This is a genomic window from Ehrlichia muris AS145 (genome assembly GCF_000508225.1).
Classification (GTDB): domain Bacteria; phylum Pseudomonadota; class Alphaproteobacteria; order Rickettsiales; family Anaplasmataceae; genus Ehrlichia; species Ehrlichia muris.
In genome coordinates, this window is record NC_023063.1 from 139,682 (window position 1) to 165,243 (window position 25,562).

Annotated in this window: 19 protein-coding genes, 1 tRNA gene and 1 pseudogene; 11 read left to right on the forward strand and 10 right to left on the reverse strand. The window is 29.9% G+C overall.

Annotation, left to right across the window (positions count from 1 at the left end):
- Positions 1-132 precede the first annotated feature (132 nt).
- Positions 133-582, reverse strand: a complete 450-nt coding sequence (gene mlaD, locus MR76_RS00560; RefSeq protein WP_024071758.1) for an outer membrane lipid asymmetry maintenance protein MlaD — start codon at positions 580-582, stop codon at positions 133-135.
- Positions 583-605: 23 nt separating this feature from the next.
- Positions 606-899, reverse strand: coding sequence for an NADH-ubiquinone oxidoreductase subunit NDUFA12 family protein (locus MR76_RS00565; protein ID WP_024071759.1), 294 nt, complete (start codon positions 897-899; stop codon positions 606-608).
- A 131-nt stretch (positions 900-1,030) separates the two neighbouring features.
- Here MR76_RS00565 and nrdR point away from each other — a divergent pair.
- Both nrdR and MR76_RS00575 read left to right on the forward strand, forming a co-directional pair.
- A pseudogene (gene nrdR / locus MR76_RS00570) lies at positions 1,031-1,492 on the forward strand (transcriptional regulator NrdR).
- Positions 1,493-1,615: 123 nt separating this feature from the next.
- A tRNA-Ala gene (locus MR76_RS00575) sits at positions 1,616-1,688 on the forward strand.
- Positions 1,689-1,785: 97 nt separating this feature from the next.
- Here the strand turns inward: MR76_RS00575 and MR76_RS00580 are convergent.
- Positions 1,786-3,582, reverse strand: a complete 1,797-nt coding sequence (locus MR76_RS00580) for a hypothetical protein (protein ID WP_024071760.1) — start codon at positions 3,580-3,582, stop codon at positions 1,786-1,788.
- Between the two features lie 223 nt (positions 3,583-3,805).
- Between MR76_RS00580 and MR76_RS00585 the strand changes: the two genes are divergently transcribed.
- Entirely contained in the window at positions 3,806-6,844 is a 3,039-nt protein-coding gene (locus MR76_RS00585) for a collagenase (RefSeq protein WP_024071761.1), read from the forward strand.
- Positions 6,845-7,689: 845 nt separating this feature from the next.
- Entirely contained in the window at positions 7,690-8,733 is a 1,044-nt protein-coding gene (locus MR76_RS00590; RefSeq protein ID WP_024071762.1) for a Fe(3+) ABC transporter substrate-binding protein, read from the forward strand.
- Positions 8,734-9,484: 751 nt separating this feature from the next.
- Here MR76_RS00590 and rpsP read toward each other — a convergent pair.
- Positions 9,485-9,748 carry a 30S ribosomal protein S16 gene (gene rpsP / locus MR76_RS00595; protein ID WP_024071763.1) on the reverse strand — a complete coding sequence of 88 codons (264 nt, stop codon included), beginning with the start codon at positions 9,746-9,748 and terminating at the stop codon, positions 9,485-9,487.
- Positions 9,749-9,993: 245 nt separating this feature from the next.
- On the opposite strand from rpsP, the gene MR76_RS00600 reads away from it, so the two are divergent.
- Positions 9,994-11,262 (forward strand): MFS transporter, encoded by a 1,269-nt coding sequence (locus MR76_RS00600; protein WP_024071764.1) that lies wholly within the window; start codon positions 9,994-9,996, stop codon positions 11,260-11,262.
- 229 nt (positions 11,263-11,491) lie between these two features.
- Here MR76_RS00600 and MR76_RS04680 read toward each other — a convergent pair whose 3' ends face one another.
- The 5 genes from MR76_RS04680 to rpmI form a co-directional block, all read right to left on the reverse strand.
- Complete coding sequence (locus tag MR76_RS04680) at positions 11,492-11,662, reverse strand: Trm112 family protein (RefSeq protein ID WP_024071765.1); 171 nt, start codon at positions 11,660-11,662, stop codon at positions 11,492-11,494.
- Between the two features lie 335 nt (positions 11,663-11,997).
- The gene (locus MR76_RS00605) at positions 11,998-12,696 is read right to left on the reverse strand and encodes an SDR family NAD(P)-dependent oxidoreductase (RefSeq protein ID WP_024071766.1); all 699 of its coding nucleotides are present in this window, start codon (positions 12,694-12,696) and stop codon (positions 11,998-12,000) included.
- Positions 12,690-13,733, reverse strand: coding sequence for a phenylalanine--tRNA ligase subunit alpha (gene pheS / locus MR76_RS00610; RefSeq protein WP_024071767.1), 1,044 nt, complete (start codon positions 13,731-13,733; stop codon positions 12,690-12,692). Before pheS ends, MR76_RS00605 begins: the two co-directional genes overlap by 7 nt.
- A complete protein-coding gene (gene rplT, locus MR76_RS00615) occupies positions 13,720-14,094 on the reverse strand; it encodes a 50S ribosomal protein L20 (RefSeq protein WP_024071768.1) in 375 nt (124 codons plus the stop codon). Before rplT ends, pheS begins: the two co-directional genes overlap by 14 nt.
- 25 nt (positions 14,095-14,119) lie before the next feature.
- Entirely contained in the window at positions 14,120-14,320 is a 201-nt protein-coding gene (rpmI, locus tag MR76_RS00620) for a 50S ribosomal protein L35 (RefSeq protein WP_024071769.1), read from the reverse strand.
- A 358-nt stretch (positions 14,321-14,678) separates the two neighbouring features.
- Here rpmI and MR76_RS00625 point away from each other — a divergent pair, with 358 nt between their 5' ends.
- Both MR76_RS00625 and rho read left to right on the forward strand, forming a co-directional pair.
- A complete protein-coding gene (locus tag MR76_RS00625; protein WP_024071770.1) occupies positions 14,679-15,311 on the forward strand; it encodes a cell cycle transcriptional regulator TrcR in 633 nt (210 codons plus the stop codon).
- A 514-nt stretch (positions 15,312-15,825) separates the two neighbouring features.
- On the forward strand, positions 15,826-17,142 hold the full coding sequence (gene rho, locus MR76_RS00630; RefSeq protein WP_407635605.1) for a transcription termination factor Rho: 1,317 nt from the start codon (positions 15,826-15,828) through the stop codon (positions 17,140-17,142).
- An 819-nt stretch (positions 17,143-17,961) separates the two neighbouring features.
- Here the strand turns inward: rho and lpdA are convergent.
- Positions 17,962-19,377, reverse strand: coding sequence for a dihydrolipoyl dehydrogenase (lpdA, locus tag MR76_RS00635; protein WP_024071772.1), 1,416 nt, complete (start codon positions 19,375-19,377; stop codon positions 17,962-17,964).
- A gap of 218 nt (positions 19,378-19,595) precedes the next feature.
- On the opposite strand from lpdA, the gene MR76_RS04635 reads away from it, so the two are divergent.
- From MR76_RS04635 to MR76_RS00660, 4 genes are all read left to right on the forward strand, one after another.
- The gene (locus tag MR76_RS04635; RefSeq protein WP_024071773.1) at positions 19,596-22,352 is read left to right on the forward strand and encodes a hypothetical protein; all 2,757 of its coding nucleotides are present in this window, start codon (positions 19,596-19,598) and stop codon (positions 22,350-22,352) included.
- Positions 22,353-22,837: 485 nt separating this feature from the next.
- Entirely contained in the window at positions 22,838-24,286 is a 1,449-nt protein-coding gene (locus MR76_RS00650) for a hypothetical protein (RefSeq protein WP_024071774.1), read from the forward strand.
- Positions 24,287-24,365: 79 nt separating this feature from the next.
- Positions 24,366-24,917 carry a hypothetical protein gene (locus MR76_RS00655; RefSeq protein ID WP_235111288.1) on the forward strand — a complete coding sequence of 184 codons (552 nt, stop codon included), beginning with the start codon at positions 24,366-24,368 and terminating at the stop codon, positions 24,915-24,917.
- A complete protein-coding gene (locus tag MR76_RS00660) occupies positions 24,907-25,446 on the forward strand; it encodes a hypothetical protein (protein WP_024071776.1) in 540 nt (179 codons plus the stop codon). Before MR76_RS00655 ends, MR76_RS00660 begins: the two co-directional genes overlap by 11 nt.
- Positions 25,447-25,562: the final 116 nt, after the last annotated feature.

Sequence of the window (25,562 nt, forward strand, 5' to 3'; positions counted from 1 at the left end):
TTGTTTTGAATAGTGTTTATAAAGTGATATAACGGAAAAATTTATGCATTATCAAGAGGAAGCTTTCTTGTTTATCCTTAATACAAGCGATGTACTAATTAATATTTTAATTGATAGCAGATTTGTCTACTATTACTTAACAAATTTGTTAACTAGTTTTGTAAAAATGACATTAAGATTTAAATCTGAATTTGTATGTTCAATAAATCCTCCAGTAGGGATGTAATCTTGACTTGCACCAAGTGCAATATCGATATGTCTTCTTCCTAGGAGATTAGAGAGTGATAAAGATGCTGAACTATCTGAAGGTAGTAGAATATTCTTTTGTATACACATTGTAACTGTAGGGTTATAGGTTGTATCAAGTGATATTGATGTTACTGTGCCTATTTTTACTCCAGATAATGTTATCTCATCTCCCATGTCTAGACCATCTACGCTTGGAAAATGTGCTTTTACTGTGTAACAGTTACGTGAAGTAGTATTATAAGGTAATTTTTTGAATGCTATGATTCCAATAGATATTGCAGCCGCTAAAACAATGAGTCCTGCAAAAATTTCAATGACGCTAGATCGATGCATGAGACTACCAATAATATTTAACGTTATCTTGTACTATAGGAGCAAAGAATTTTGTTAGGATGATAAGCATAACGAGTACCAGTTAGATTTGGAAAGTGTAGATTTTTTGGAGATTTTGGTACCTGATTATCCGTATAATGCAACCACATATGCCATAGGGCAGGAATTTTTGTTGGATCTGCTTTACCATTATATATTACCCATCTTTTTTCGATTCCATTTGCTATTGTAATATAGTATCTATTACCTAAAATATCCTTACCAATTAATTTCTTATTTCTTTTTATCAGGAACTGTAGATTACGGAGAAATTGCATGTCTTAACAATTGGTAATTTATTTTACATTAGTATAATAATTATGGTAATACAATACAACTATTAACTATGGTATTTAGTTAATGTTTTTGTGTGATAATTAGCTTAAGCAAGTAATAATTGTAAGTAATTATGAAATGTCCTTTCTGTAATAGTAATAATACTCAAGTTAAAGATTCAAGATCTATAGAAGATGACATGTTAATTAGAAGACGGAGATCTTGTGTTGTATGTCACTCTAGATTTACTACAACTGAAAAATTACTTCTTAGATCATTTATGGTTATTAAAAAAAATGGCGAAACTGAATTGTTCGATAAGCAAAAATTGCTTTCCTCAATTTTAATAGCTACGAAAAAGCGTCCTGTGAGTCATGAAGGGATAAATATGATGGTTAATAATATTCTTTATGAACTTGAAGGAAAAAAATAGGATGCTATCCCGGCTAATGTTATTGGGAAAATGGTTATGGATAATCTTTTTAAGTTAGATAAGGTAGCGTATGTTAGATTTGCTTCTGTATATATGAATTTTAAAAATATAAATGATTTTAGCAATATAATTGCAAAAATAATTAATGAGAAAGCACCTTAATATAAATATATTCATAAGTAAAATTGTATTTATGATTAATTATTATTCTTGAATTGTTGATAAGCTTGTGTTATGTATTTTGAGCATTGTTTAATGATAATGTGTACTTTCAGTGTAGTTTAGGGGGGTATAGCTCATTTGGTAGAGCATCTGCTTTGCACGCAGAAGGCGAGCGGTTCAAATCCGCTTACCTCCACATTCTATTTCAACCTTCTATACTTAGTAGACTTACTTTTTTAGATTAATATAACTACTGTGAATTTTTAATCATATACCTAATGAACTATATGAATTTATGCTACTAATCCAAAATCATAGTTGTCGATGAATATATGATTATTTTTATCAATGTAAATGTTGTTGTTTTGTTGTTCTATGCCATAGTTTTTGAATATATTGTTATATGCACTCCATACTTGGTCATAACTATAATTTTCTTTTACATCTTCGTAAAAATTTAATAGCTCTTCATATGTAAGATCAAACGAGATGGAATATTTATCATCATCTATGACATCACCTATATTTATATGTTCATGTGATAGTGGGAAATATACAGTATCAGTGTTTTCTTCTATAGTAGGATTAGAAATATTATGTTCGTTGGTATCAAGTGTTTCATCTGCTGAGTTTTCTGATGCTGCATTTTCATCATCAGTATCTTCCTCTATAGTAGGATTAGAAATATTATGTTCGTTGGTATCAAGTGTTTCATCTGCTGAGTGTTCTGATGCTGCATTTTCATTTTTTGAATCTAAGACATTATGTTCTTGTGTTGTATCACTTTCTTCTTCATAAGTTATATGTTCTGTAGAGGTGTTTTGTGTTTCATTTTGATGAAAATTTAATGATAAGTTGGTTGATAAGTATTCTGCTAGTTCTGTATTGGCTAAATCAAGGATATGATTTCCTTGTTTGTCAGATAAATATGTCTGAATGTGATTTTCTTTATCTAATTTCATAGTAATATACATATTGTTTGCATCTAATTTCTCTTGTACAATCTTAAAAAAGGGTTTAGCGAATCCTGATATAGGTGCATCGTGTCTGATCACTTCGTTAAGATTGTTACAATATTCAAAATAAGAATTTCCATCAAAGAAAATATCCGTATTGTCATCCTTGGCAATTAGTAATATTTCCTTATCTTCTAATATTATACTGGCATAATTTTTATTATCTTCTTTGTATAAATTACTTTTGCTGATTCTAAAAATAAATTTCTCATGCATATCTATATGATCATCATCATCATCATTTGGTTTATCCTTTATTATTATAAAGTTAGCAGCATCTAAAATGCTTGATGCTTTATTGTAGTTGGTTACTAGTGATCCCTCTTGTTGTATGTCTGTAAAAAAGTACTTTCCGTCTTGTACTATGAGAAAAACTGGACTATTTTCTATTTCTTCTTGCATGAGACTATATGACATGTTGTATAAGTTAATACTATCATCATCATTAACTTGGTGCCTGTTGATGTCAGAATAATTTAATTCGAACCCATCATGTCCTCGGGAGGAGTAATATCCGTATTGAAAGGATTCTGAACTTAGTTTTCCAAATTCTTGACCAGAATGTAAGTCTAAAAGTATAGCAGAAGATGTTTCTGTGTTTTTATCTGGTGTTTCTGATACTATTTTGAATAGTGGGCCATTTCCTCTTGTCTCTTGTATGTTATAATATTCTTTCAAGTCTATTTTTTCTGATGTTTTTAGTATATTTTCCAGGCTTATCTTGAGCTTATGATAACTCAGGTAATATGCTTTTCCGTCTTGATTACATATTACTAAGCGATAAAAATCTTTAGTTTCGTTGTTATAGTCAGTATGTTGTATGTGTTCTGCTTTAATATATTGGTATTCAGAAGGAATATTAAGGTAGTCGTCGTTGTAATAGCCATTGTATAGAACGTAAAATTTATCACCTACAAAGAAATAGCTTTTTGATGGTATAACTATTTCAGTATTATCTTTATCTATTACTTTGGCTTTGTGTATGTTGCCGGTGCAAAGATTGTTTAGATCTCCTCCTACTTCTAATTTAAAAGAAAATCCTTGATTTGTTGGAATCGGTGTATTGTTGTTCATATTTTCTCTGAATAATTATTAAGATATTTCATATAATCATTATTAGTTTTTTATTATAAAAAAGTATTAATTAGTAAATTCATTAATATTCTTGTACAAGAATATCAATATATTATATCTGAAGTATAATTGATTAGTTAATTTATTAACTTTCTTATATTGACATTTTAATATATTACATGTATGATTCCGCTCTAAATTAATATTTTAATAAATGGATCTTATGACAGTTTTCTTAGAACATAATAATGGTCAAGTTAGTACTAGCAAAATGGTAAAACATAATGCTGTAAATAAATCAGATCAAAATGGAAGCTCTTTTGATTATCAATATGGTACTAAGATTGATGGTGTACAGGAACATGTAATTCCACCTCTCATGAAAGATGACATTAAGCATGGTGAGATGTATACGGCTCTTCCTGATAGTGATAAAACTTTACCTGTTGTGTCTGCTATAGAAACTGATGCATATAAAGGTGATAGTATAGTTGCTATTGGTAATCCTAAGGATTTTAAATCTAATGTTTTTTCTAATACACATACTATAAGGAACGATCAATTGAAACTAAACCTAGAGATACATACCTTAGGAGGTTTGTCTAGTAAAAGATTGTATGAGATTGAAAAGGGATTTGATGATGCAATAGTAAAATTTCAGTCTAATTTTGGATTAGACCCTAATGAAAAAGAAACCACCTTTGAATTATATCTATTTGACGATAATGAACAATATGAACATTATGGACGACTTTATAACTTAGGGATAAATGGAGCCGGTGGTGTGACTTTCTACGGGAATACTGATATCCCATATCAAATTTATGTATATCAGTTTGGTAAAATATTAAATTTAAAACATGAATTAACTCATGCTTTGGAGAATTATGCATCTGGACATATGTTATCTAGTCTTAAAGTGAATCATTCTATATTTGCAGAAGGATTAGCTGATTACATACAGAATGATAGTAGTTTTATTATGAGAGGGTTAAGGGATAAAGAAATAACATCAAGTGTGTTACAAGACGATTCTTCTGGTGATATAGGTCAAGCAACTGATACTGCAGTGACTCAAGATCAGAATCTGAGGTATAGTATAGGACATGCGTTTGTAACATTTTTACAGGAGAATTATCCTGGAGTAATTTCAGAGTATTTAAAAGCGTTAAGAGAAGGTGATGCTGTTCGTGCTGGAAATATGATTAGTATAAGTAAATATACAGATTTTGAACCGTGGGTGCAATCTAAAGACGTTTCTTTATATCTAGAGAATATGAATATATTGAAAGTAGACTTAGGCAAAAAAATATTTTCTGCTGAGAATGCTAGTGCTTTTGAAAATCGGAATGTGAAGAATGAATATTACTGTGAGAACATTTGTAATATGAATGGTGAAGTAGTAGGAGAAATATCACCTATAGTACATTATGCTGCTAAAAATGTCATACGTACTTGGAATATTGCAAGCTCTGATATGATAGAAGTAAAGCCAGAGTATAATTTTCTAAAGTTAGTTAGTACCACATCTGGTAAACCTGCATATGTGTATTGTGATGAAAATGGCAATGAATATTTCAATACTCAATCTTATATGGAATATGCATTTAACATACTGAAAAAATATGATGCAAATCTTCGTTCGATTAGTGATGTTCTTGATATTAGGGGACGTTATTCAGATGCTGATAAAGTATTTGATAAGCTTCCTAATGCAGATTTATTGTTAGATCAGTTCTTAGATAGAGCAGGTTATAGTAATTATAAGCAAGTAATAATGAGTGATCCACAACAGGTTAGTAATATTAAAATGTATATAGTACAAAAAGCTTTTGAAGATTTTATGGAAGCTGAAGTCAAAAAAGTGTTTAGTGGTGAATCTAGTGTTGATTCTATCATAAGGAATCTATTGATGGATCTAACTTATATTGATTTAAGTGATATTATAAAAGTAGATAATTCTGATATTGAAAGTATTGTGTCTAATCAAAATGTAATGTTACGTACTGCTATATTAGGTAAAGGAAACGCAAGTGGAATATCTCTGTATGTAGATGATCAAAAAGTTGGTGAGTTATCAACTGAAGGGGGTTATTGTATTAAGAATCTTGATACTGGTAGTATATATTTTCTGTTCCGCAATGTTGTTGGGATGATAGCAAATAATTATCCAGATAGAGCCTATATGATTGTGCTTGAGAAAGATGGTAAATTTACTACTGCTTTAGTTGATGATATACAAAAAACAGAACATGGAAATGTTGTCTTCGATAATCAGTTTAATCATCCTGGTATTAATCATTTGTATCCAGATTATCAAGCATTATTGTTACATGATGCTTCAGTTAAAGATTATTCGCATCTTGCAAATACGGAGTTTCAGCGTAATGATAAAGTAATAGTACGAGGAGATCTGTTAGATGATAAAGGTACTGTAGCTATAAGTGACGATATTCATCAGGCAGTTATTAAGCATGATGATCAAATATTACATCAGTTTAAAAGTATGTCTTTTTACATTAGTGAGCCATCAACTGATAGTATGGGAACTTATGGAAGTGATTTTTTCATTGCTGACGAAGGAAAAAATCTTAGATTTCAACTTCCTAAAACGATTACCCATTTGAAATTAGTTAATGTTGGTGGAAATCAGAAGTTAGTGCCATGTGCCGCAGGTGGTGATGAGCATCCTAATGGTATGCCATCTGATTTAATAGATGAATATAGATATATTGATCCCATTTTTGCTCACACATTTGAGAAACAAAGTTACTCTAAAAACAGTGTCAGCATTGGTTTAGTAGATTTTGATAAATATCAGGAAGGATCGATGTTTAAGTTACAGTATTATTCTGATGATTATCATATTCATAAGGATGAACATGGAAATATAATTAGGCCTAATAATACATCTTATACAACGAAAGTGGACTTAGTCTATGATGATCAAGTTATTGGAATGCTGTCTGATAATATAAATCAATTTCAGGGTGATGTTTTTATTGCTGTGAGCCTTAACTATAGTCATAATGATTTCCTTTCGTCTAAATATTTTCAGAAGGTCAGTATTGAAGCACTAGAAAATGGGATATATGGTGGAAGATATGATGTAGGGAGTGGTGATGAAGTAGCAAATCTTGGTACTGATACAGGTTATAGTGATAAAGCTGTTTTTTATTTTAGAGGAAATAATTCGTCTACTGATATGTCAAATAATACTATAAATAGTTCTACTATTTCGTCTTATGTAAATGAATTTTAGTGGATTTTTAAAGAAATAGCATTCATATAATGCTGCTTATTTGTATTGTATGATGAAGTGATTGTTAAATTGAGGTATTCTTTTGTCAGTTTCATGTATATAAGATAATAATGATTGATTTGTAATACACTAAGATAACTTAGTATTATAAATAATTTTACCTATTGTAATTATATAAAAAAATTTTCAATAGATTTTTAAAGGTATTACATTTGTATGGATTCGATTTATGCGTGTTAAATTGATTTTTGGGTAGACATTATTTGTATGTAGGGTTTTGTGTAAGAGTTCTTTATTAGTTTCATGTATATAAGATAATAAGGATGTTTCTTACTTCACAAATGATTGATTTGTAATATACAACTTAGTGTTACAAATAATGTAACTGTATTTACATTAGATTTTTAACAACATTATCATTTTTATGATTGTTTTCTAGATAAACATTTTTTTATATTGTTGTATAGTGCAATGTTAATTTAGGGTTGCTTTTATTAATATTCATTATCGGTGTTATGAATATAGATTTTCAAAAGTGCATAGCTTAAAATCTGAGCATATGATACCAGCATATATAATGCTAGTATGCTAACAATATATTTATAAATTTTTTTGTGAAAGTAAGACTGTAACTGTTCATTTAGTTTGTCTTAGAAATTGTATTTTAATTAATGAAATAATATTAAATTGTGCTCATTATTTGTACTTTTCTATGATGAGGATATGTATTTGTAATGTATAGATGTCATTAAATTACTAATATAGGTGCATATTATATCAAATATTGCATTTGCTCTATGATATTATATAATTAGAGGACTTATAAATATCTATGGATTAACAATATGATAAGATTGATTACTTGTTTTAGTATCATTGCTGTTATTATGTTAGCTTTTAATTTCTTTACTAAAAGACAACAAGTTCAAAATTCAGGACAAGAGGTACGCGTGTATTCATCTCGTAAGGAAGAATTGTTACATAGTTTGTTTGAGCAATTTACTAAAGAAACTGGTATAAATGTTCAGTATATTAATGATGAAGCTGCTCAACTTATTAATAGAATGGAAAATGAAGGTACTGCTACTTCAGCTGATGTATTTTTGACTGCAGATGCTGTTAATCTTATTCTTGCTAAGAAAAATGGATTATTACAGCCTGTGCAATCTGAAGTACTAAATCAAGCAATTCCTAGCAAGTATAGAGATAGTGATGGATTTTGGTTTGGATTGACGAAGCGTGCAAGGGTGATAGTATATAACAAGGATGTAATTGAAGAGAGTGAGTTGAGTACATATGAGTACCTTGCAAATACGAAATGGAAAGATAAAATTTTAATAAGATCTTCTAGTAGCCCATATAATCAGTCGTTAATTGCTTTTATGATAGCAAATAATGGTATAGAGAATACTAAGATTTGGATTAAAGGTTTAGTTTCGAATATGGCTAGGAAACCTAGCGGTGGAGATATAGATCAAATTTATGCTGTTGCAGCAGATGAAGGTAGTATCGCTATAGTTAATAGTTATTATTTTGGGAGAATTGCAGCTTCTAACAAAAAAAGTGATCAAGCTGCAGTTAAAAAACTTGGTATCTTTTTTCCTAATCAGGAAACTACTGGTACTATGATTAATATTAGTGGCGGTGCTGTTACAAAACATGCAAAGAACAAGCAAAATGCTATAAGGTTGTTGGAGTTTTTGGCCAGTGTAAAGGCACAGAGGGTTTATGCTCAAGTTAATCAAGAGTATCCTGTTGTAGAAGGGGTAGAGATTTCAGACGTTTTGAAAACTTTTGGTGTATTTAAAGAGAGTAATTTACCTTTACAGGAACTAGAGGAGCATTTAACTGAATCTGTTAAAATTGCAGATGAATGTGGTTGGAGATAGTTGATGTTGTGTGTCAGCTATAAGTTTGTTTTTCGATCGTTAAATTTGATTTTAGAGAAGTTTATTAGCTTCTATGCAAGTAGTGGATCTCACCTATATTAAGATATATAATGTGTGACTATTAGCAGGAGCTTAAGCTTCCCTTTTTTGTATAGCTAACTTCATAGTGTCTTATATTTTGTTATGAGTTATATTTCTTGCGGCACTTGATTTGATAATACAAGTGCTTTGTTATTGTGCTTGTAATTTAGTAAAAGTTGTTTTTATATATTATATTTTTTATGTTAAGCTAACCTGCACTAGAGTCTTTTATGCTATACCTGTATTTACTAGAAATTACTGGGGTTAATGTTTCTAATAATAATCTTTTTGTGATTGTTAGAAACTATATTCTAGTATGCTTAAATTAAATCCAGGAATTTATGTTAATATTGCTTAGTATTTTAGATAGTCAAATTTTCGATTTTAAACTATGATTCTTACACATTAGAAGTTACGTTATTTCCATTTTTGTGAATCGTTTGATTTAATCTTAAAAGAATTATTTTGTTGAAAGCTTTTATATCAATCCCCCCTAAATTCAGGCAATAACTTACTGCAAGCACCATACATCACTAGCTTACTATAAAAGGAAAAGCATCAAAATGATAACCCTTATCAGCCAACACATAAACCATAAAAACACACCTTGATAACTGTAATGCAGATATGCTTAAATCGAATAAAAAACACTTACAGGGTTAAGAATGTACTAAACTGCTTCTATGTTAATAATACCTTTCTTTATAAACCAAGACACTCTATCAGTTGCTTGTGCGCCAACACTTAGCCAGTATTTTAGCCTATCAACCTTAACTTTAACAAAGAGTTCATGTTCTTTAGGAAGCATTGGATTATAGAAACCCAAAGATTCAATAAATTTCCCATCTCTTGCAACTCTGGAATCAGCAACAACTACCCTATAAAAAGGACGCTTTTTAGCTCCAAACCTTGCTAACCTTATCTTTACAGACATGAGAATATAACCTTTAAAACATCTTAAAACATTTTCAAATGATACACATAATAAAGTAGGTAGTCAAATTTAAAAATGTGTTTCTAAACATTTAAATTTTACTTTTAAGTTTTTTGATAAAAATAAGAAATTTGCAATATGTTGTTAAAAACAATATGATAATTAATCAAGCTTGCTCAAATTATTGAAAAAGTGTAAAGATGTTCTTTTTAAAAGAATGTGTAATAGGAGGATGTTTTAGTTATATGAATTTAAAAAGAGCTGTATTATCAACAATCATGTGTAATACTTTGGTATGGTATGATTATGTATTATTTGGAAATTTAGTGAGTGTAATCAGTAAATTATTTTTTCCAGCGGAAGATAGATATTTTAGTCTTATTATGACGTTTAGCATTTTTGCAGTTGGATTTTTAATGCGTCCTTTCGGAGCAAGTATTTTTGGGTACATTGGAGATAAGTATGGAAGGAAAGCTGCATTGACTTTATCAATCATAGCTATATCTGTTCCTATTACTTTTATTTCAATATTACCAACCTATGAAAAGATAGGAATATTGTCTCCCATATTACTGATTATTTGTAGATTGATGCAGGGGATATCTTTAGGTGGAGAGGCTGGTAATGCTACTTTCTTAATAGAGCATTCTAAGAAAGGAAAAAACATTGGCTTTTTTGGTAGTTTTGAGACTTTAAGTGCTGTACTTGGTTCTATTATTGCATTATTTATGATCTTATTATCCCAGTATTTTACAGGGGAAAATTTTGAAGTATGGGGTTGGAGAATACCTTTTGTAATTGGTCTGTTATTGGGCCTAGTCAGTGTTTATATTAGGCGTATTACTGGTGAAAGTCCTGCATATGATACTCATAAGGAAAGTAATAATCTTTCACAGTCTCCTTTCTTAGAGTTATTCAAGAAATATAAGCGTCCTTTGGTATTGGCAACATGTATTGACTGTATAGAAAATTGTTCATTTCATATTTTTATGGTATTCTTTATTACGTTTATTAAAGAGTTCTCAGATATTCACCTAAGTTTCAACGCTAGTAGCATAAGCATTATTGAAAGTTTTAATATAATGATTTGTGGTGTTTTGAATGTATTTTTTGGATATATTTCGGATTATGTAGGACGTAGGAAAGTAATGTTAATTGCGTCTATATCATTGTTTTGTGTTGCAATACCAGTATTTTGGTTATTAAGTCAGGATAGCTATATTGCTTTAATTATAGCATATTTAATTTTTGTAATTCCATTTTCTGCAACTTTAGGTCCGGCAAGTGGGGCAATGTCTGAGTTATTCCCTACAAAGGTTAGATATACTGGTTTTGGATTATCGCGTAATATTGCTTCAGCTATATCTGGTGGTATGGCTCCTGTAGTGTGTACATGGCTTATAAGAGCAACAGGACTCACGTTTATTCCTGGAGTATATGTTATGTTTTGGGCAGTAGTTGCAATTGTGGCATTATGTCAGATTAGGAAAAAAGATGTGTATGCTGATTGGTAATCTGCTACTTAATATATATATGATAAAATTATGTCCTGACATAAGGTGAAGGTATGTGTATGTTGTCAAGTTTTCTGTATTTTGTAACTTATGTGTACGTTAGAATATATGTAGTAGGTCTTTAATTGGTCCTGAATTCGGTATATGCTTTTGTTGTTAAAGCTTATATTTGTATACAAATATGTCATTAGTTTAGTGTATAGCTAGAAAAATCTTCTAAAATATAGAATTATTCTTCTAATTTTCTTGCTTCATCTATTAGCATAATTGGGATACCATTACGTATTGGAAATGCTAATTTAGCTCTTTGACTAATTAGTTCGTTGGTATCCTTGTTATATTGTAACTTGTCTCTAGTTAGTGGACAGACGAGTATCTCAAGTATTTTATGGTCAAACATACTAACAATATAATAAGATTATATACCGTATTATAGCATTTATTGTAAAAATATGAACTGTAGATTTTTTATATAAGAAGTATGTATATTTTTATTCTTTAGTAGTAGATTGTTATGATTAATACAGTCTTTACAGTTAAGTAAGATACAAATAGTATATATATGAGTATTTAGGAATAGATTATTGTTAAGCAATTTTATCTTTAAATGTGTAAAAAAGTGCTTTGTGTATGTAAATTTAAATGACCTAAGAATAATCCTCTTAATGTTTTACTGTTATATTTTGTCTTTATAATGTATTGTATACCATGTGGTATGATAAAAGCTAGTGTACATTATTGTATAAAATTAACAGTGCCGGTTTCGTTATTGTTGATATCTAATAATTCTGCTATTCTAGTAAGAATAGTTTTAACTTCCGGATTATCTAGTATATTATGATAATTAACGTTATCTAAGAAATTATTAGAAATCATTTTGGGTCCAATAGCATTAACTTTTATCTTTGGAAATAATTCTACTGCTGTAAATTTTGTTAAATCTAGTAGTGATTTTTTTGACATTGTATATATAAAATGTTTTGTGCTATCTTTTATGACCATTACATCAATCATATTAATAACATTTCCTATAGTAATACATTTTTTTGCAAAATATTGAGTTAAGAATAGTGGAGCACGTATATGGAGGTTGTAATGATTAGTAAAATCTTTAATAGAAGTATTCATTAACGTGTTTTTATAGAATACTGAAGCATTGTTGATAATACAATTACAATGAGGTATGAGTTGAAAAGTTTTTTCTATGAGAAAATTTAACGAGTCAAATTCTGTTAAATCAGCTTGTATAAGAATGCATTTTCTGTTACATAACTTTTCAATGATATCTTTTGTCTGTAATGCATGTTCTTTAGAAGTATTGTAGTGAATGGCTATGTCATATCCATTGGCAGCTAAAAATATTGATATTGCCCTGCCTAATCTACGTGCTCCACCTGTAATTAATGCTCCTTTTTGGTGAGTTGTTTTTAACATGTTGTGATGAGATTGGAAAAACAGAAACCATGGTGAGCTAACCATTGTAATTTGTTACTGTAGAATTTACGCAGGTCGCCAATGTTGTATTTGAGCATGGTAATTCTTTCAATTCCAATTCCAAATGCGAATCCACTGTATTGATCTGGATCAATATTTACATTTGTTAAGACATTATGGTGAACTATTCCACATCCTAAAATTTCAATCCAATCTCTGTTACTGCTCTTTATATCAACTTCTGCTGATGGTTCAGTAAATGGAAAATAACTATTACGGAATCTTATTTGAATATTTTCTCCAAAAAACTTTTTTAGGAAGTAATGTATACAATATTTTAAATGTCCCATGTTAACATTTTTATCAATGTATAGTCCTTCAATTTGATGAAACATTGGACTATGAGTTGCATCCCAATCATTTCTGTAAACTTTTCCAGGTGCAATAATCTTGATAGGATAATTTCCCTTATTGGATTGCATTACTCTAATTTGTACGGAGGACGTATGTGTACGTAATACAACTCTTTTTTGATTTACTAATGTTTTTAGATAGAAAGTATCGTTTTCTTCTCTTGCTGGGTGGTATTTATGTGTATTAAGTGCATCAAAAACATGAAATTCATCTTCAAGTTCTGGTCCATCAGATAGTTTAAATCCTAAAGATGAAAAAATATGTTTCACTTCATGTAAAGTTTTAGAAATAGGATGCAATTTAGCTATTTGTTTTGGACGGATTGGCAAACTAATATCAACAGTATCTTGCATTAGTTGAGTATTAACTTGTATTTTATGCAATTTTTCTTTTTGCGAATTAATTAGAGACTTTAGCTCAGCACATATAGCATTTATGCTGCTTCCAATAGACTTTCTCTCTTCTATATTGCTAACTGCTGCAATATTTCTTAAACATGTAGTTATAATTCCTGATTTACCAAAGTAATAAAGCCTTACATTCTCTAATTCTTCGAGGGAAGAACTAGACAATATCCTGTTAGTAGCCTCTGTTTGTAAGCCATATATATTACTGTACGACACGATGTTTAGTTAAAGCTTCTTTAGTAAGATTTACAATTTGTTTGAAGTTATCCTGATGGTTGACTGCCATATCTGCCAGAATTTTCCTGTTCAATGTTATGTTTGCTAAAGACAGACCATGAATGAAATCTGAATATAGGAGACCATACTGCCTTGCAGCTGCATTAATACGCATAATCCAAAGACTTCTGAAAAATCTCTTACGATTGCGCCTGTCACGATAAGCATATTGCAGAGCTTTTTCTACTCTTTGTAAAGCTATCCTGTAGCAATTCTTAGAGCGCCCCCTATAGCCTTTTGCTAGCTTAATAACTTTCTTATGCCGTGCTCTTGTAGTAACACCACGCTTAACTCTAGCCATTTTTAACCTCTATATATTAACACTTCTATCTGCTATAAGGCATGAAAAGCTTAACTATACGTGAATCAGAAGAATTCATTATAGTAGTACCACGTTGAACGCGAATGCTTCTTTTACTTCTTTTAGTCATACCATGTCTCTTTGCAGATTGAGTGGACCTTATTTTCCCTGTTGCTGTGACACTAAATCTCTTTTTGACAGAAGACTTAGTTTTTAATTTTGGCATCTCTATCCTAAAATTTTTGTAGAAAGCTACATGTTAATCTGTTTGTTTCAGTAGTGTCAAGTACATTTTCTAAATTTTACTCTGATAATTTATAAATTATCTTATTAATAATTTTTTATAATATATGTATTAAAATCTGTACGAAAAAACATCTCAGTCTGAATTAAATAATTTACTGCATATTTATTATACGATTGTTAGTTTTCCAAGATATTACATAAGTTATTGCAAAATTTATGGTAATAATTTATAAGTGTATGTATTACATTAGCAGTAATGTATTATTAATATTTATATCTTATTTATTTTTGTAAATAATATGGTTATTTAATTGTATTGAGAATTTGGAGAGATCTGTATGTCAAATAGTAATGTTTCTTTAACTCATAACCATAAGGAATCCTCTTCTACATTAGAAGACTCTGGCCCTCTAATGCCTAGGGCTGTTGCGGTATGGTTAGTAGATAATACTATATTGACTTTTGAGCAAATAGCAAAATTTTGTAACTTACATCTATTAGAAGTTAAAGGTATTGCTGATGGTGAAGTTGCAAAAGGAGTAGTTGGATGTAATCCAATTACAATGGGACAAGTTACAAAAGAAGAAATTGAATGTTGCCAAAATGATCCTACTAGAATACCTAGATTGATTAGCTATAGAAATTTTAAGAAAAGCAAGAAAAGGGCTGTCAGGTATACACCTGTAGCACGTCGTAGAGACAAGCCTGATGCTGTTGCATGGATTTTAAAATATTGTCCTGAAATGCAAGATGTATGTATAGCTAAGTTGATAGGGACTACAAAATCAACTATTACGGCTATTAGAAATAAAGAACACTGGAACTCAACTAATATTAAACCTAGGGATCCTGTATTACTTGGTTTATGTACTCAAGTAGATTTGGATGAAGCAATTATGAAAGCTCAGATAGTTGCTGAAAGGGAAAGAAGAGTAAAAAATATTAGGACTAATGATTTTTCTGTGCCCTAATTCAGTCTAGAGCTATTACGTTAATAGTGGGTTTACTTAATGAGGTTTAAGTACTTATAATTTTAATGACTTCTTCTTAAGTGTTGTTATGTATACTGTTGTATAGTTAAGTTTATTACGTTTACTAAGATACCAAAGTGTTATAATTTTATAATCGATACAGTTTATGAGGCTTTTTTTGTCTTATGTTTTTATTAAGATATATTTCTGTTCATCTTATGTATTGCCGAGTAGTGTTAATTGTTAAATAAAATTACCATAGAATTTAAAGAATTAGTGTTGCATCTATTAAGATTCAAATGTTAATTTTTAATATTACATGGATAAGCATATGGATAATTTGTAGATTTTTTGTATTGGTTTAAATTATAGGTGTATAGTGTTAAGTGGAAAAAGAAAGAGAACAAGATATGTTAGTAGAAAGAGTTCTACTAAGAATGCAGTGGTTCAGCTAGAGGCGGATGTATTAAACAAAGAAGAGGATGAAGTAGTAAAAGTAGAGCTACAAGAGGAAATAATAGAAGGGAGAGCAGATGATCAGGTATCAGGACAGGAAGTAAAAGTACTGGATTTAAGTGAATTAAAGAAGAAAACTATAGAAGATCTGTTAAAAATAGCAGAAGATCTTGGAGTAGTAAGTAATGGGAGGATGCTAAAACAAGAGATAATCTTCCACCTAATGAAAAAAGTAGTCAGTGATGGAGGTGCAGCGATAGGAGGAGGGGTAGTAGAAATATTATCTGATGGTTTTGGATTCTTAAGATCTCCTGAAGCAAATTATGCTGCAAGTGGTGATGATGTATATATTTCTGCAGGACAAATAAAGAAGTTTAATTTAAGAACAGGTGATATAGTAAGTGGAGAAATAAGAGCTCCAAGCGAAAAAGAAAGATATTTTACATTAGTAAAAGCACACAGCATAAACTTTACGGATATGGCAAAGTTACAAAGATATGTGCACTTTGATGATTTAATTCCTTTATATCCAGAAGAAAGAATATTATTAGAATGTAATGATCCTATTAGCCTGAATAAAAAAGATATAAGCATGAGGGTAATAGATATAGTTGCTCCTTTGGGTAAAGGACAGAGGGCTCTGATAGTTGCTCCACCAAGAGCTGGAAAAACAATAATATTACAACAAATAGCACATTCAATATCTGTAAATCACCCAGATATAGAATTAATAGTGTTACTTATAGGTGAAAGACCAGAAGAAGTGACAGACATGTGTAGATCGGTAAAAGGTGAAGTAGTAAGTTCTACATTTGATGAGCCTGGATATAGACATGTACAACTTGCAGAAATTGTGATTGAAAAGGCAAAAAGAATGGTGGAACATAAAAAGAATGTTGTAATATTGCTTGATTCAATTACAAGATTAGCAAGAGCATATAACTCAGTGATACCATCCTCAGGAAAAGTACTAACTGGTGGGGTAGATTCTAATGCTTTGCAGAGACCAAAAAGATTTTTTGGAGCAGCAAGAAATATAGAGAATGGAGGATCATTAACAATAATAGCAACAGCACTGATTGAAACTGGATCAAAAATGGATGAAGTGATATTTGAAGAGTTTAAAGGAACAGGAAATTGTGAAATAATATTAGATAGAAAAATATCTGATAAAAGAGTATATCCAGCAATAGACATTTCAAAATCTGGTACAAGAAAAGAAGATATGTTAATAGATAATGTATGTTTAAAGAAGGTGTGGTTATTAAGAAGGTTGTTATCATCAATGGGTTCTGTTGAAGCAATGGAATTCTTGAGAGATAAATTATCCATAACTAAAGATAACAATGAATTCTTTGATATGATGAATAGTTGATCTGTAATATACCGGTATGTTGGCATATAACTAAAACTATTTGTAACATTTGTAGGTGAAAAGTGAATCTTATATATAATTTCTGCAAAAATAACAATGAATTCTTTGATATGATAAATAACTAGTCTGTAATGTGTTTGCATATAACTAAAACTATTTGTAACATTTGTAGGTGAAAGTGGATTCTAAATAGGAAGTTATCAGATAAAATTGATACTATAAAGAAAGTGAAGTTATTTATATATTGCCAAGAGTTTTGTAATGTTACTATGTGTTTTATTAGTTTAATATTGTATTATGTGTTTCTGTAGTTGCTAAGTAAAAAAAGAGCTTTCCCTTGTTGGATGTCGGTTGTAAAGGTTGTATAAGTGGTTTTTATTTAGTTTAATAATGTGTCCCGTGTTTCTGTAGTTGCTAAGTAAAAAAAGAGCTTCCTTGTTGGATGTCGGTTGTAAAGGTTGTATAAGTGGGTTTTACATTATTGCAAAATGCTGATTGCGAGTGGTTTTTATTTACAATGAGAGGAAATATAAGCTATTATTAATGTTTTGTTATTGTGGAATTATATTTTGTTCTAGTAAGTAAGATAGTTGCAAATATCATTTCTCTCTAGTTAAGCATTTTTGTATTTTATATTATGAAGTTTGTAAGAGTGTATAAGTTAAGTATAATGTAATTTTCCTTAATCTCACAAGCTTACTTCTAAATTAAGAGGAAACATGTATTTTTTTGTAGGTAAAAATATTTATCTTATTACATTTATATGACTAATAACCTTATGGTTAAGGTATCGATTATTATATTTAGAATGATGTAAATCTAGCTATTAAGCGAACTGTTGTCGGATGATAATACTGCTTCGTGTATCATTTCTGATAGTGTTGGATGGGGGAAGATAGACGATATAATATCCTGATCGGTAGCTTCTACTTGTTTTCCAATAACATACCCATTGATCATTTCTGTAACTTCTGCTCCAATCATATGTGCGCCTAATAACTCCCCAGTAGATTTGTCTATAATGACTTTAACAAAACCTTCTGTTTCATCTATAGCTACTGCTTTTCCGCTGCAGTTTGCATTAAATTTTCCAATCTTAGTAGTATATCCCTGATTTTGTGCTTGATTTTCAGTTAGCCCAACACTAGCTATTTGTGGTATTGAAAATATACAACTAGGTATATTACTTTTGTTTATAGGATGTACTTTATGTTGAGAATTTGTGATTTTATTTTCTTTTACAGCAATACTTTCTACACATAGTACTGCTTCATGGCTTGCCTTATGAGCTAGACATGGAGGACCAGCAACATCACCTATAGCATAAACTCCTGGTTCATTTGTATAGCAATATTGATCAGTGATAATAAATCCAGCACTGTCTGTTTTAATTTGTGTATTCTCAAGACCAATATTATTGGAATTGGGCTGTACTCCTGCTGCCAATATAATTTTATCTACTTGTAAATGTATTTTATTTGAAACTTGAATTTTAGCATAATTGTTAAACTTTTCTAATTTTGTTACTGAACTTTTTGTGTGAATTTTAATTCCTTTGTTGCTTAGAATATTATGCATACATTCAGATATTTCATGATCTTCAAGTGGAAGTATATTATCTTTTAACTCTACCATTGTAACTTGAGTCCCAAATGTATTGTAAAAGCTTGCAAATTCTACTCCTATAGCTCCGCTGCCAATAATCAATAAAGATTCAGGGAGCTTATCAGGTATCATAGCGTTTTTAGCATTCCAAACTATATTATTATCAAAATCTATACCTGGTATGCTCTTAGCCTTAGATCCTGTTGCAAGGATGATGTGAGTTGATGTAATGTTAATTGTTTTGTTTGAGAGATCTGTAATGGTTACTGTGCTATTGCCGAGTAATTTTGCAGTTCCATGGTAAACTTTTATGTTGTTTTTTTTCATTAATACACTAATGCCGTTGGATAACTTGTCGACAACATTGCGTGAACGTTCTATTACTTTATTAAAATCAAATTTTACATCTTTTATTGTAATGCCAAAAATATCTGCTTTTCTAATGTTGTGGTAGATTGATGCGGATTGTAGCAATGACTTTGTTGGAATGCATCCCCAATTTAAACAGATTCCACCTAATGTATTTTCTTGTTCGACTATTGCAACATCATATCCTAGTTGCGCTGCTCTTATAGCTGCTATATACCCTCCAGGTCCGCTTCCAATTATGAGAAATTCATGTTTAGTCATGCTTTTATTTTTTTAGATAATAGTAGGTAATAATAGTAGAGTGTTAGGATATTTGCAAGTTTAACATTTTGAGAGGGTACAAAGTTGTATTTATTAATAAGTCGTAATTTTTAATTAATATTATGTTGATAATATTTTAATAAAAAATTAACTAAAATTATTGATTTGTTAAATATTTGTAATATTATTAAACATAATTAATTTTTTTACGTCCATTTATGAAAACTTTGCAGAAATCAATAGAAATGACTGTCAATGAAACATCTAGTAATCAGGATGGTACTCAGAATAAAATTAGTATTTTAAATGCATATAGTGTTAATTTTGTTCAGAGAGATAATACTATTTTTTCTGCATATTATGTAAAACGTGCTTTTGTGGGACATGATCTAATATGTGAAATTCGTCATGGTAATTCTACCTATCATGTTAAGGTTAATGATGATTCTATATTAGATCGTGTGGTAAAAAATTACTTGCCAGGAATGTTATCTGTAAAAGGTGTGGATAATGATTTTTTAATTATAGCCCTTTCTGAAGGTGTACTTAGAGGATACAAGATAAAAAGTACTGTATCATTAAAAATATATAAGGTGCGTTATTCTCCTAATATAACATTGTTTGATATGGGTAAAATACCTTTAAGTAACTCTGTTAATTCTCTAAAAGAAGAAGTTAAGTATCCTGTTGTCTTGTATCAAAGTCGGGTAGATACTGTTGTTATTATTGGAAGGGTTGATAATGATGATAGGGCGAAATTGCCAGATAGATTCTATGTAATGTGGCGTATGCAATATCATGATGGTAAGTTTCAACTTATTAAGCCTATGACCAGAGGGATCAAATTTAATAGCAAATATTTGTTTAAATATTCTGGTTATATAGGATATGGTAAATATAGTGATAAGTTAATTATGGTTTCAGACTTTAAAAGGCACCTGAATTTGCTCTATGTAGGAAAGTATCTTAGTGCTGGTCAGAAGTTTTTTTCCAGTCTATACGAAATTTCGGTTGATTATAATCTAAATTTAAATATAGCAGAATGTCTTATAAATCATCGTTATGGGTGTAATTTGGCTGACAGTGCTAGGTATGATATTCCAATGAGTGGAATTGATGTAATTAGTGCTGTTCGCAATGGAGAAGATACTTATGTAGCTTATGTTGGAGTAGTACCTGATGGGAAGTTCAAGAATGATGATCAATTAGTTGTTGTTCATAGTAAGGCAGGTAATCAGCTTTCTATATATGACTTTATGCAGATTAAAGAACATATTGCGTCATTGTATGTGAAGCATGTTGAAAATAGTATAATAATCACGATTGTAGGGTTAGATAATATAATCAAGTATGGGATACCAGAGTTACAATTAAGAAGTGGGAATATTACACATATTGATGTCATACAATTCTCACGTCATGAAGTTACAAATATTGCTGATTTTGTGCATGTTGTTACTCAAGATGTATTACTTGCAGATGCATATGCTAAAGTTCGTACTGTAGAAGCTAAGAAGACTGATAATAATTATATGGCACATATGTCTTTCAGTATTAGGGAGGTGCAATCTAAAGATATTTTTACTACTATGCAGAGTCATATTTCTACTGATAGTATTAATATGCCTGTGTACGAAGTTACTACACCTACTAGTTACATGACTACATATGATTTGCTTAAAGAGTCTGAAGGGTTACAAGAAGTAACTTCAAATTTAAATAGTACTGCCAGAGTTAATGTAGAGCATATGACTACAGGATCATTACCATATGTATCTAGTGATTCTAAAAAAGAGATTAAAAAATCTACATTGTATTATGGCTCTCATGTGATACCTAGTACAACACAATCAGTAATTTTGACTACTGATAGTAGTACTAAGAGTTCTGTAGGAAATAATACTGCGGATTTTGTAGGTAAGGTGTTGGTGTCAACTAATCATAACCATAGTACTGCTAAAGTTAATGTAGAGCATATGACTACAGGATCATTACCATATGTATCTAGTGATTCTAAAAAAGAGATTAAAAAATCTACATTGTATTATGGCTCTCATGTGATACCTAGTACAACACAATCAGTAATTTTGACTACTGATAGTAGTACTAAGAGTTCTGTAGGAAATAATACTGCGGATTTTGTAGGTAAGGTGTTGGTGTTAACTAATCATAACCATAGTACTGCCAAAGTTAATGTAGAGCATATGACTACAGGATCATTACCATATGTATCTAGTGATTCTAAAAAAGAGATTAAAAAATCTACATTGTATTATGGCTCTCATGTGATACCTAGTACAACACAATCAGTAATTTTGACTACTGATAGTAGTACTAAGAGTTCTGTAGGAGATAATACTGCGGATTTTGTAGGTAAGGTGTTGGTGTCAACTAATCATAACCATCATGTGTCAAGTGTTACTAGAATTCCGGCACAGTCTACAACAGTTAAGAGAGCAAAGTTCACAACAGGTAAGAAATATATAGGTAAGGCTTCAGATGTTGAATACGGTGTATTAAACAAAAAAACAAACCATAAAATAAGAAGCACTACTCGATCTAGTCTTAGAAGCAAAAGTACTCTAAGAAGGCATGTATTTTATGATGAAGATCTTGAAACAACTAATGATTATGCTGTAACAGGTAGATTAAACTTTACAACTACTAGTATAAGTAGATCAGAGAGCTTTTTTTTGACAAATGATAGTATTAGTAGAAACAAAACATATCCTGTAAATTACAACTCTAGTAACCATGGATTGTTGGTTGGGGGAATATTTATTGTAGGTCTTATCATTATGCTTTTTGTTGGGGTATTTTACAATAAATTTGGTTGTAATAGATTGAGACGGAATTTGACAAGGTGTATGGATAGAAGTTCTAGAGGCTGTAATATTCCAGAGCTACAAGTATTTGAATTGAGTGATATGCAAGAGATTGTAGGGATTCAAATTCCTAATAGGATAGCATATTGAAACTATTATAAATATATTACTTATAAGTCACAAGATAAAGATAGTAGTGTGTGATTGGTATAAATATTTGTAAGATATTTATATAATATAAATGATGTGTTTGATTTGCATATTGTGTGTTAGTATTGTTATGTTTTATATGTATATAAATAAGCTTTTTGTTATGGAGAAGATTATTTTGGAACATGATGTGATGTGATAGAAAACTTGCAGGGTAAAATCAATGTAAGGTAATTCTAGAGATGGTGTAGTCGATAAAGAATATATGTGAGTTATGTTGCTTAAATAAAAATCCTAGTTGTAGATTAGATTATATTCTTTTTATTATATCACGTAAAAATAGTGTTAATTCAAAGGTCTGGTTATGTTTTTTCGCATTTTTTATTAATATATCTTTATTTATTACTGTTAATAGTAGAGAGAAGATTCTTCTTTGTGTGAATTATTAAAGCTAATGTTAGTACTGTAAATTTTGTGTGAAAATAATGTCATTTTTTTCTGAAGTATCTAAGAATAAAGTAGTCATATCTGTAGGAGATAATGGGGCTGTAATTCTGAATATCGTTAATGGTGCAATACGTGATAAGTATTTCATTAAAAACGAACAGGATATAGATTTCTCAAAAGTTGTATCATGTATAGTCGAGTGTAAAAAATCTCGAGTATATCTTGTATTAAATCATTCTGATCAAATTTATACTGAACACGTAATCCCTGCTTATAGTCGCATTATTGCTAGGTCTTTGGTTAAAATGAATCTTAGTAAGGTTATAGGTGATTGTGAAATAGGTACTGCATTTTTATTAACAAAGCCGGATGCTTTGAATAAAAGCTGGCATTATATGGTTGCAACAAGTCGGCTAAACAAACTGTCTAAGAAGCTACTGGAAATTATTACTGATAATTTGTGTAATTTTTATGGGATATTGTTATTTCCAATAGAATTATCATATCTTTGTGATAAATTACTTAAATTTCAAGGTAAAGACAATGAAGGATGGACTATATTGATAGCGTATACCAAAACAAATGATTTTAGGCAAGTTGTTCTATATAAAGGTAAGATAGTACATGTAAGTACTATTGTTATGACTGAAGATGAGATGCTGCCAAGTATTATTGCAGGTAAAGTCTATCAGGAGATATCTGATACGATTTTATATCTTGCTAAATTTGGGTATAGTAAAGAGTCAGTTATCAATTTGTATATCATAGCTTCTAGTGATATAAAAACTAGTTTATTGTTGTTTGATTTTAAGAATGTAGATAAAAGTATTTTTACTCCATATGAACTATCAAAAGTCTTAGTGTTGAAACAATCTTCAAGTATTATGAGTGAATTTTGTGATACTGTAGTATTGTGTGCTATTACAGAAGAGAAACCATTGAAGATTTTTCATACGAAGAGTACAAAGTTGTTCTATAGAATTTTCTTCTTTAATAAATATTTTATACCTTCTTTATTATGTTTTGTTCTACTGATGTCTTTGCTAAATATAGCTTATATGTTTAATGTAAATAATAGTTATGATGAGAGAATTGAGCTACTACTTAGTAAAGAAGAATTAGTGTCTCGAGTTGAAAAAATGGATCAAGATGCTCAAGTGAGACAAATTAGTGAAATGTATGAAACAATAGATGTGTATAAACTTCTTTCAGCAGATGATTTTTTTTCTTTTGACTTGATTTTACAGTTGCGAAAAATCGATTTGCAAGGCTTTAAAATCAATTACTTATCATTCGATACAAATAGTGGTGGTATAACAGTAAAACTATTATTGAAGTTTGTGGAGGACAAACAGTTTTTATATTATTTTAACGACTTAAAAGATAAAATGATAAAAGAATTTGAAGCTTATAAGGTAGAAGTAATAGATATTGCACCCAATATTTCGGAGAGTCAGAAAATTGTTGTGGTGAAGCTAGAGAAGTAATGTAATGAATAGTAAACTGTTAAAAAGATACTGTATAATAAAAGTATCGGTATGTATAATGTTGTTGTTTACCCTGTCTATGACATTACATTATTTATATGAATCTAATGCTTATATGGCACAACATAATTCACGTATTGCTGATGAAATTCAAAAATTGAGGTTTAAAATCATGAACGTTCACAAACACGAAGCAATGCTAAATGATAGTGGAGTTTTATGGCAAGAAATATCAACTTCAAATATATATAGTACTTTCTACGAAAACAATTTAGGAACATTGATAAGCAATTTGTTTAAGAAGTACTATCTTTTTAATTTTCAGATAAACATATCTAGTCCTAAAGTAGTTAGTGATATGTATAATAAACAACATATAAATGTAATTAAGCGTCATATTGAAATTAGGTTCTCATCTATTAGTGATGAGCAGGTATTTTTATTCCTTAATGCGATATATCATGATATTTCTGGATATGTCAAAGTTATTAGTTTGAGTATTGAGAAAAAGACTGATATTACAAATGAAGTATTACAAGCTGCATTGAAAGGTGAAACTATACCTATTGTACGTGGTAGTATTGTATTTGAATTATATAATATAGTAGGTAGGTTTGTTAATGAAAATTAGTGTAATACTCCCAATAATGGTTTTATATATAATGATGTTTAGTACTCGATGTGAAGCTAAGAAGCATGGTTGTCTTGGGTTGATATACGCATTAAATCATTGTACAAATTATACTTGTGAGATGGATTTTTTTACTGATAAAATTCAATATACAGTTTTTGGATTAAGAAATAATAGTTGTAAGTTTATGGAAAAAGATGATTCAGGACTTACATTATGTTATATACCACAAGAAAAATTGAAAGTGATGTCTGAATATTTAGTAAGAGTCATTACTAGTAATTTGAGTGTTAATACTAATAAAATTGAAGATGTGTTGTTTGAAGTGTGTAACTTTTATTCTACAATACAGGAAAGTTTGATACCAGAAAATGAAGAAGTTACCGAACAAAATGTATCGGAAATAAAACATGCTGCGGAATTAAAAAGGAGGAATATTAACATTAGTAAAATTAAGAGTATATTTTTTCCAGATGTTGATGTTTTAAAATTGCACACCATATATGCTCAGAGTCAAAATATGGAGTAGGATTTAGTATTATGTATACATCTGTACATTATAAAACACATTTAAAAATGTAATGGTTAATATAGAGTTAAAGTAAGTTATTTTGTGATGTAAGTTACGTCAGAATCAAGTAATCA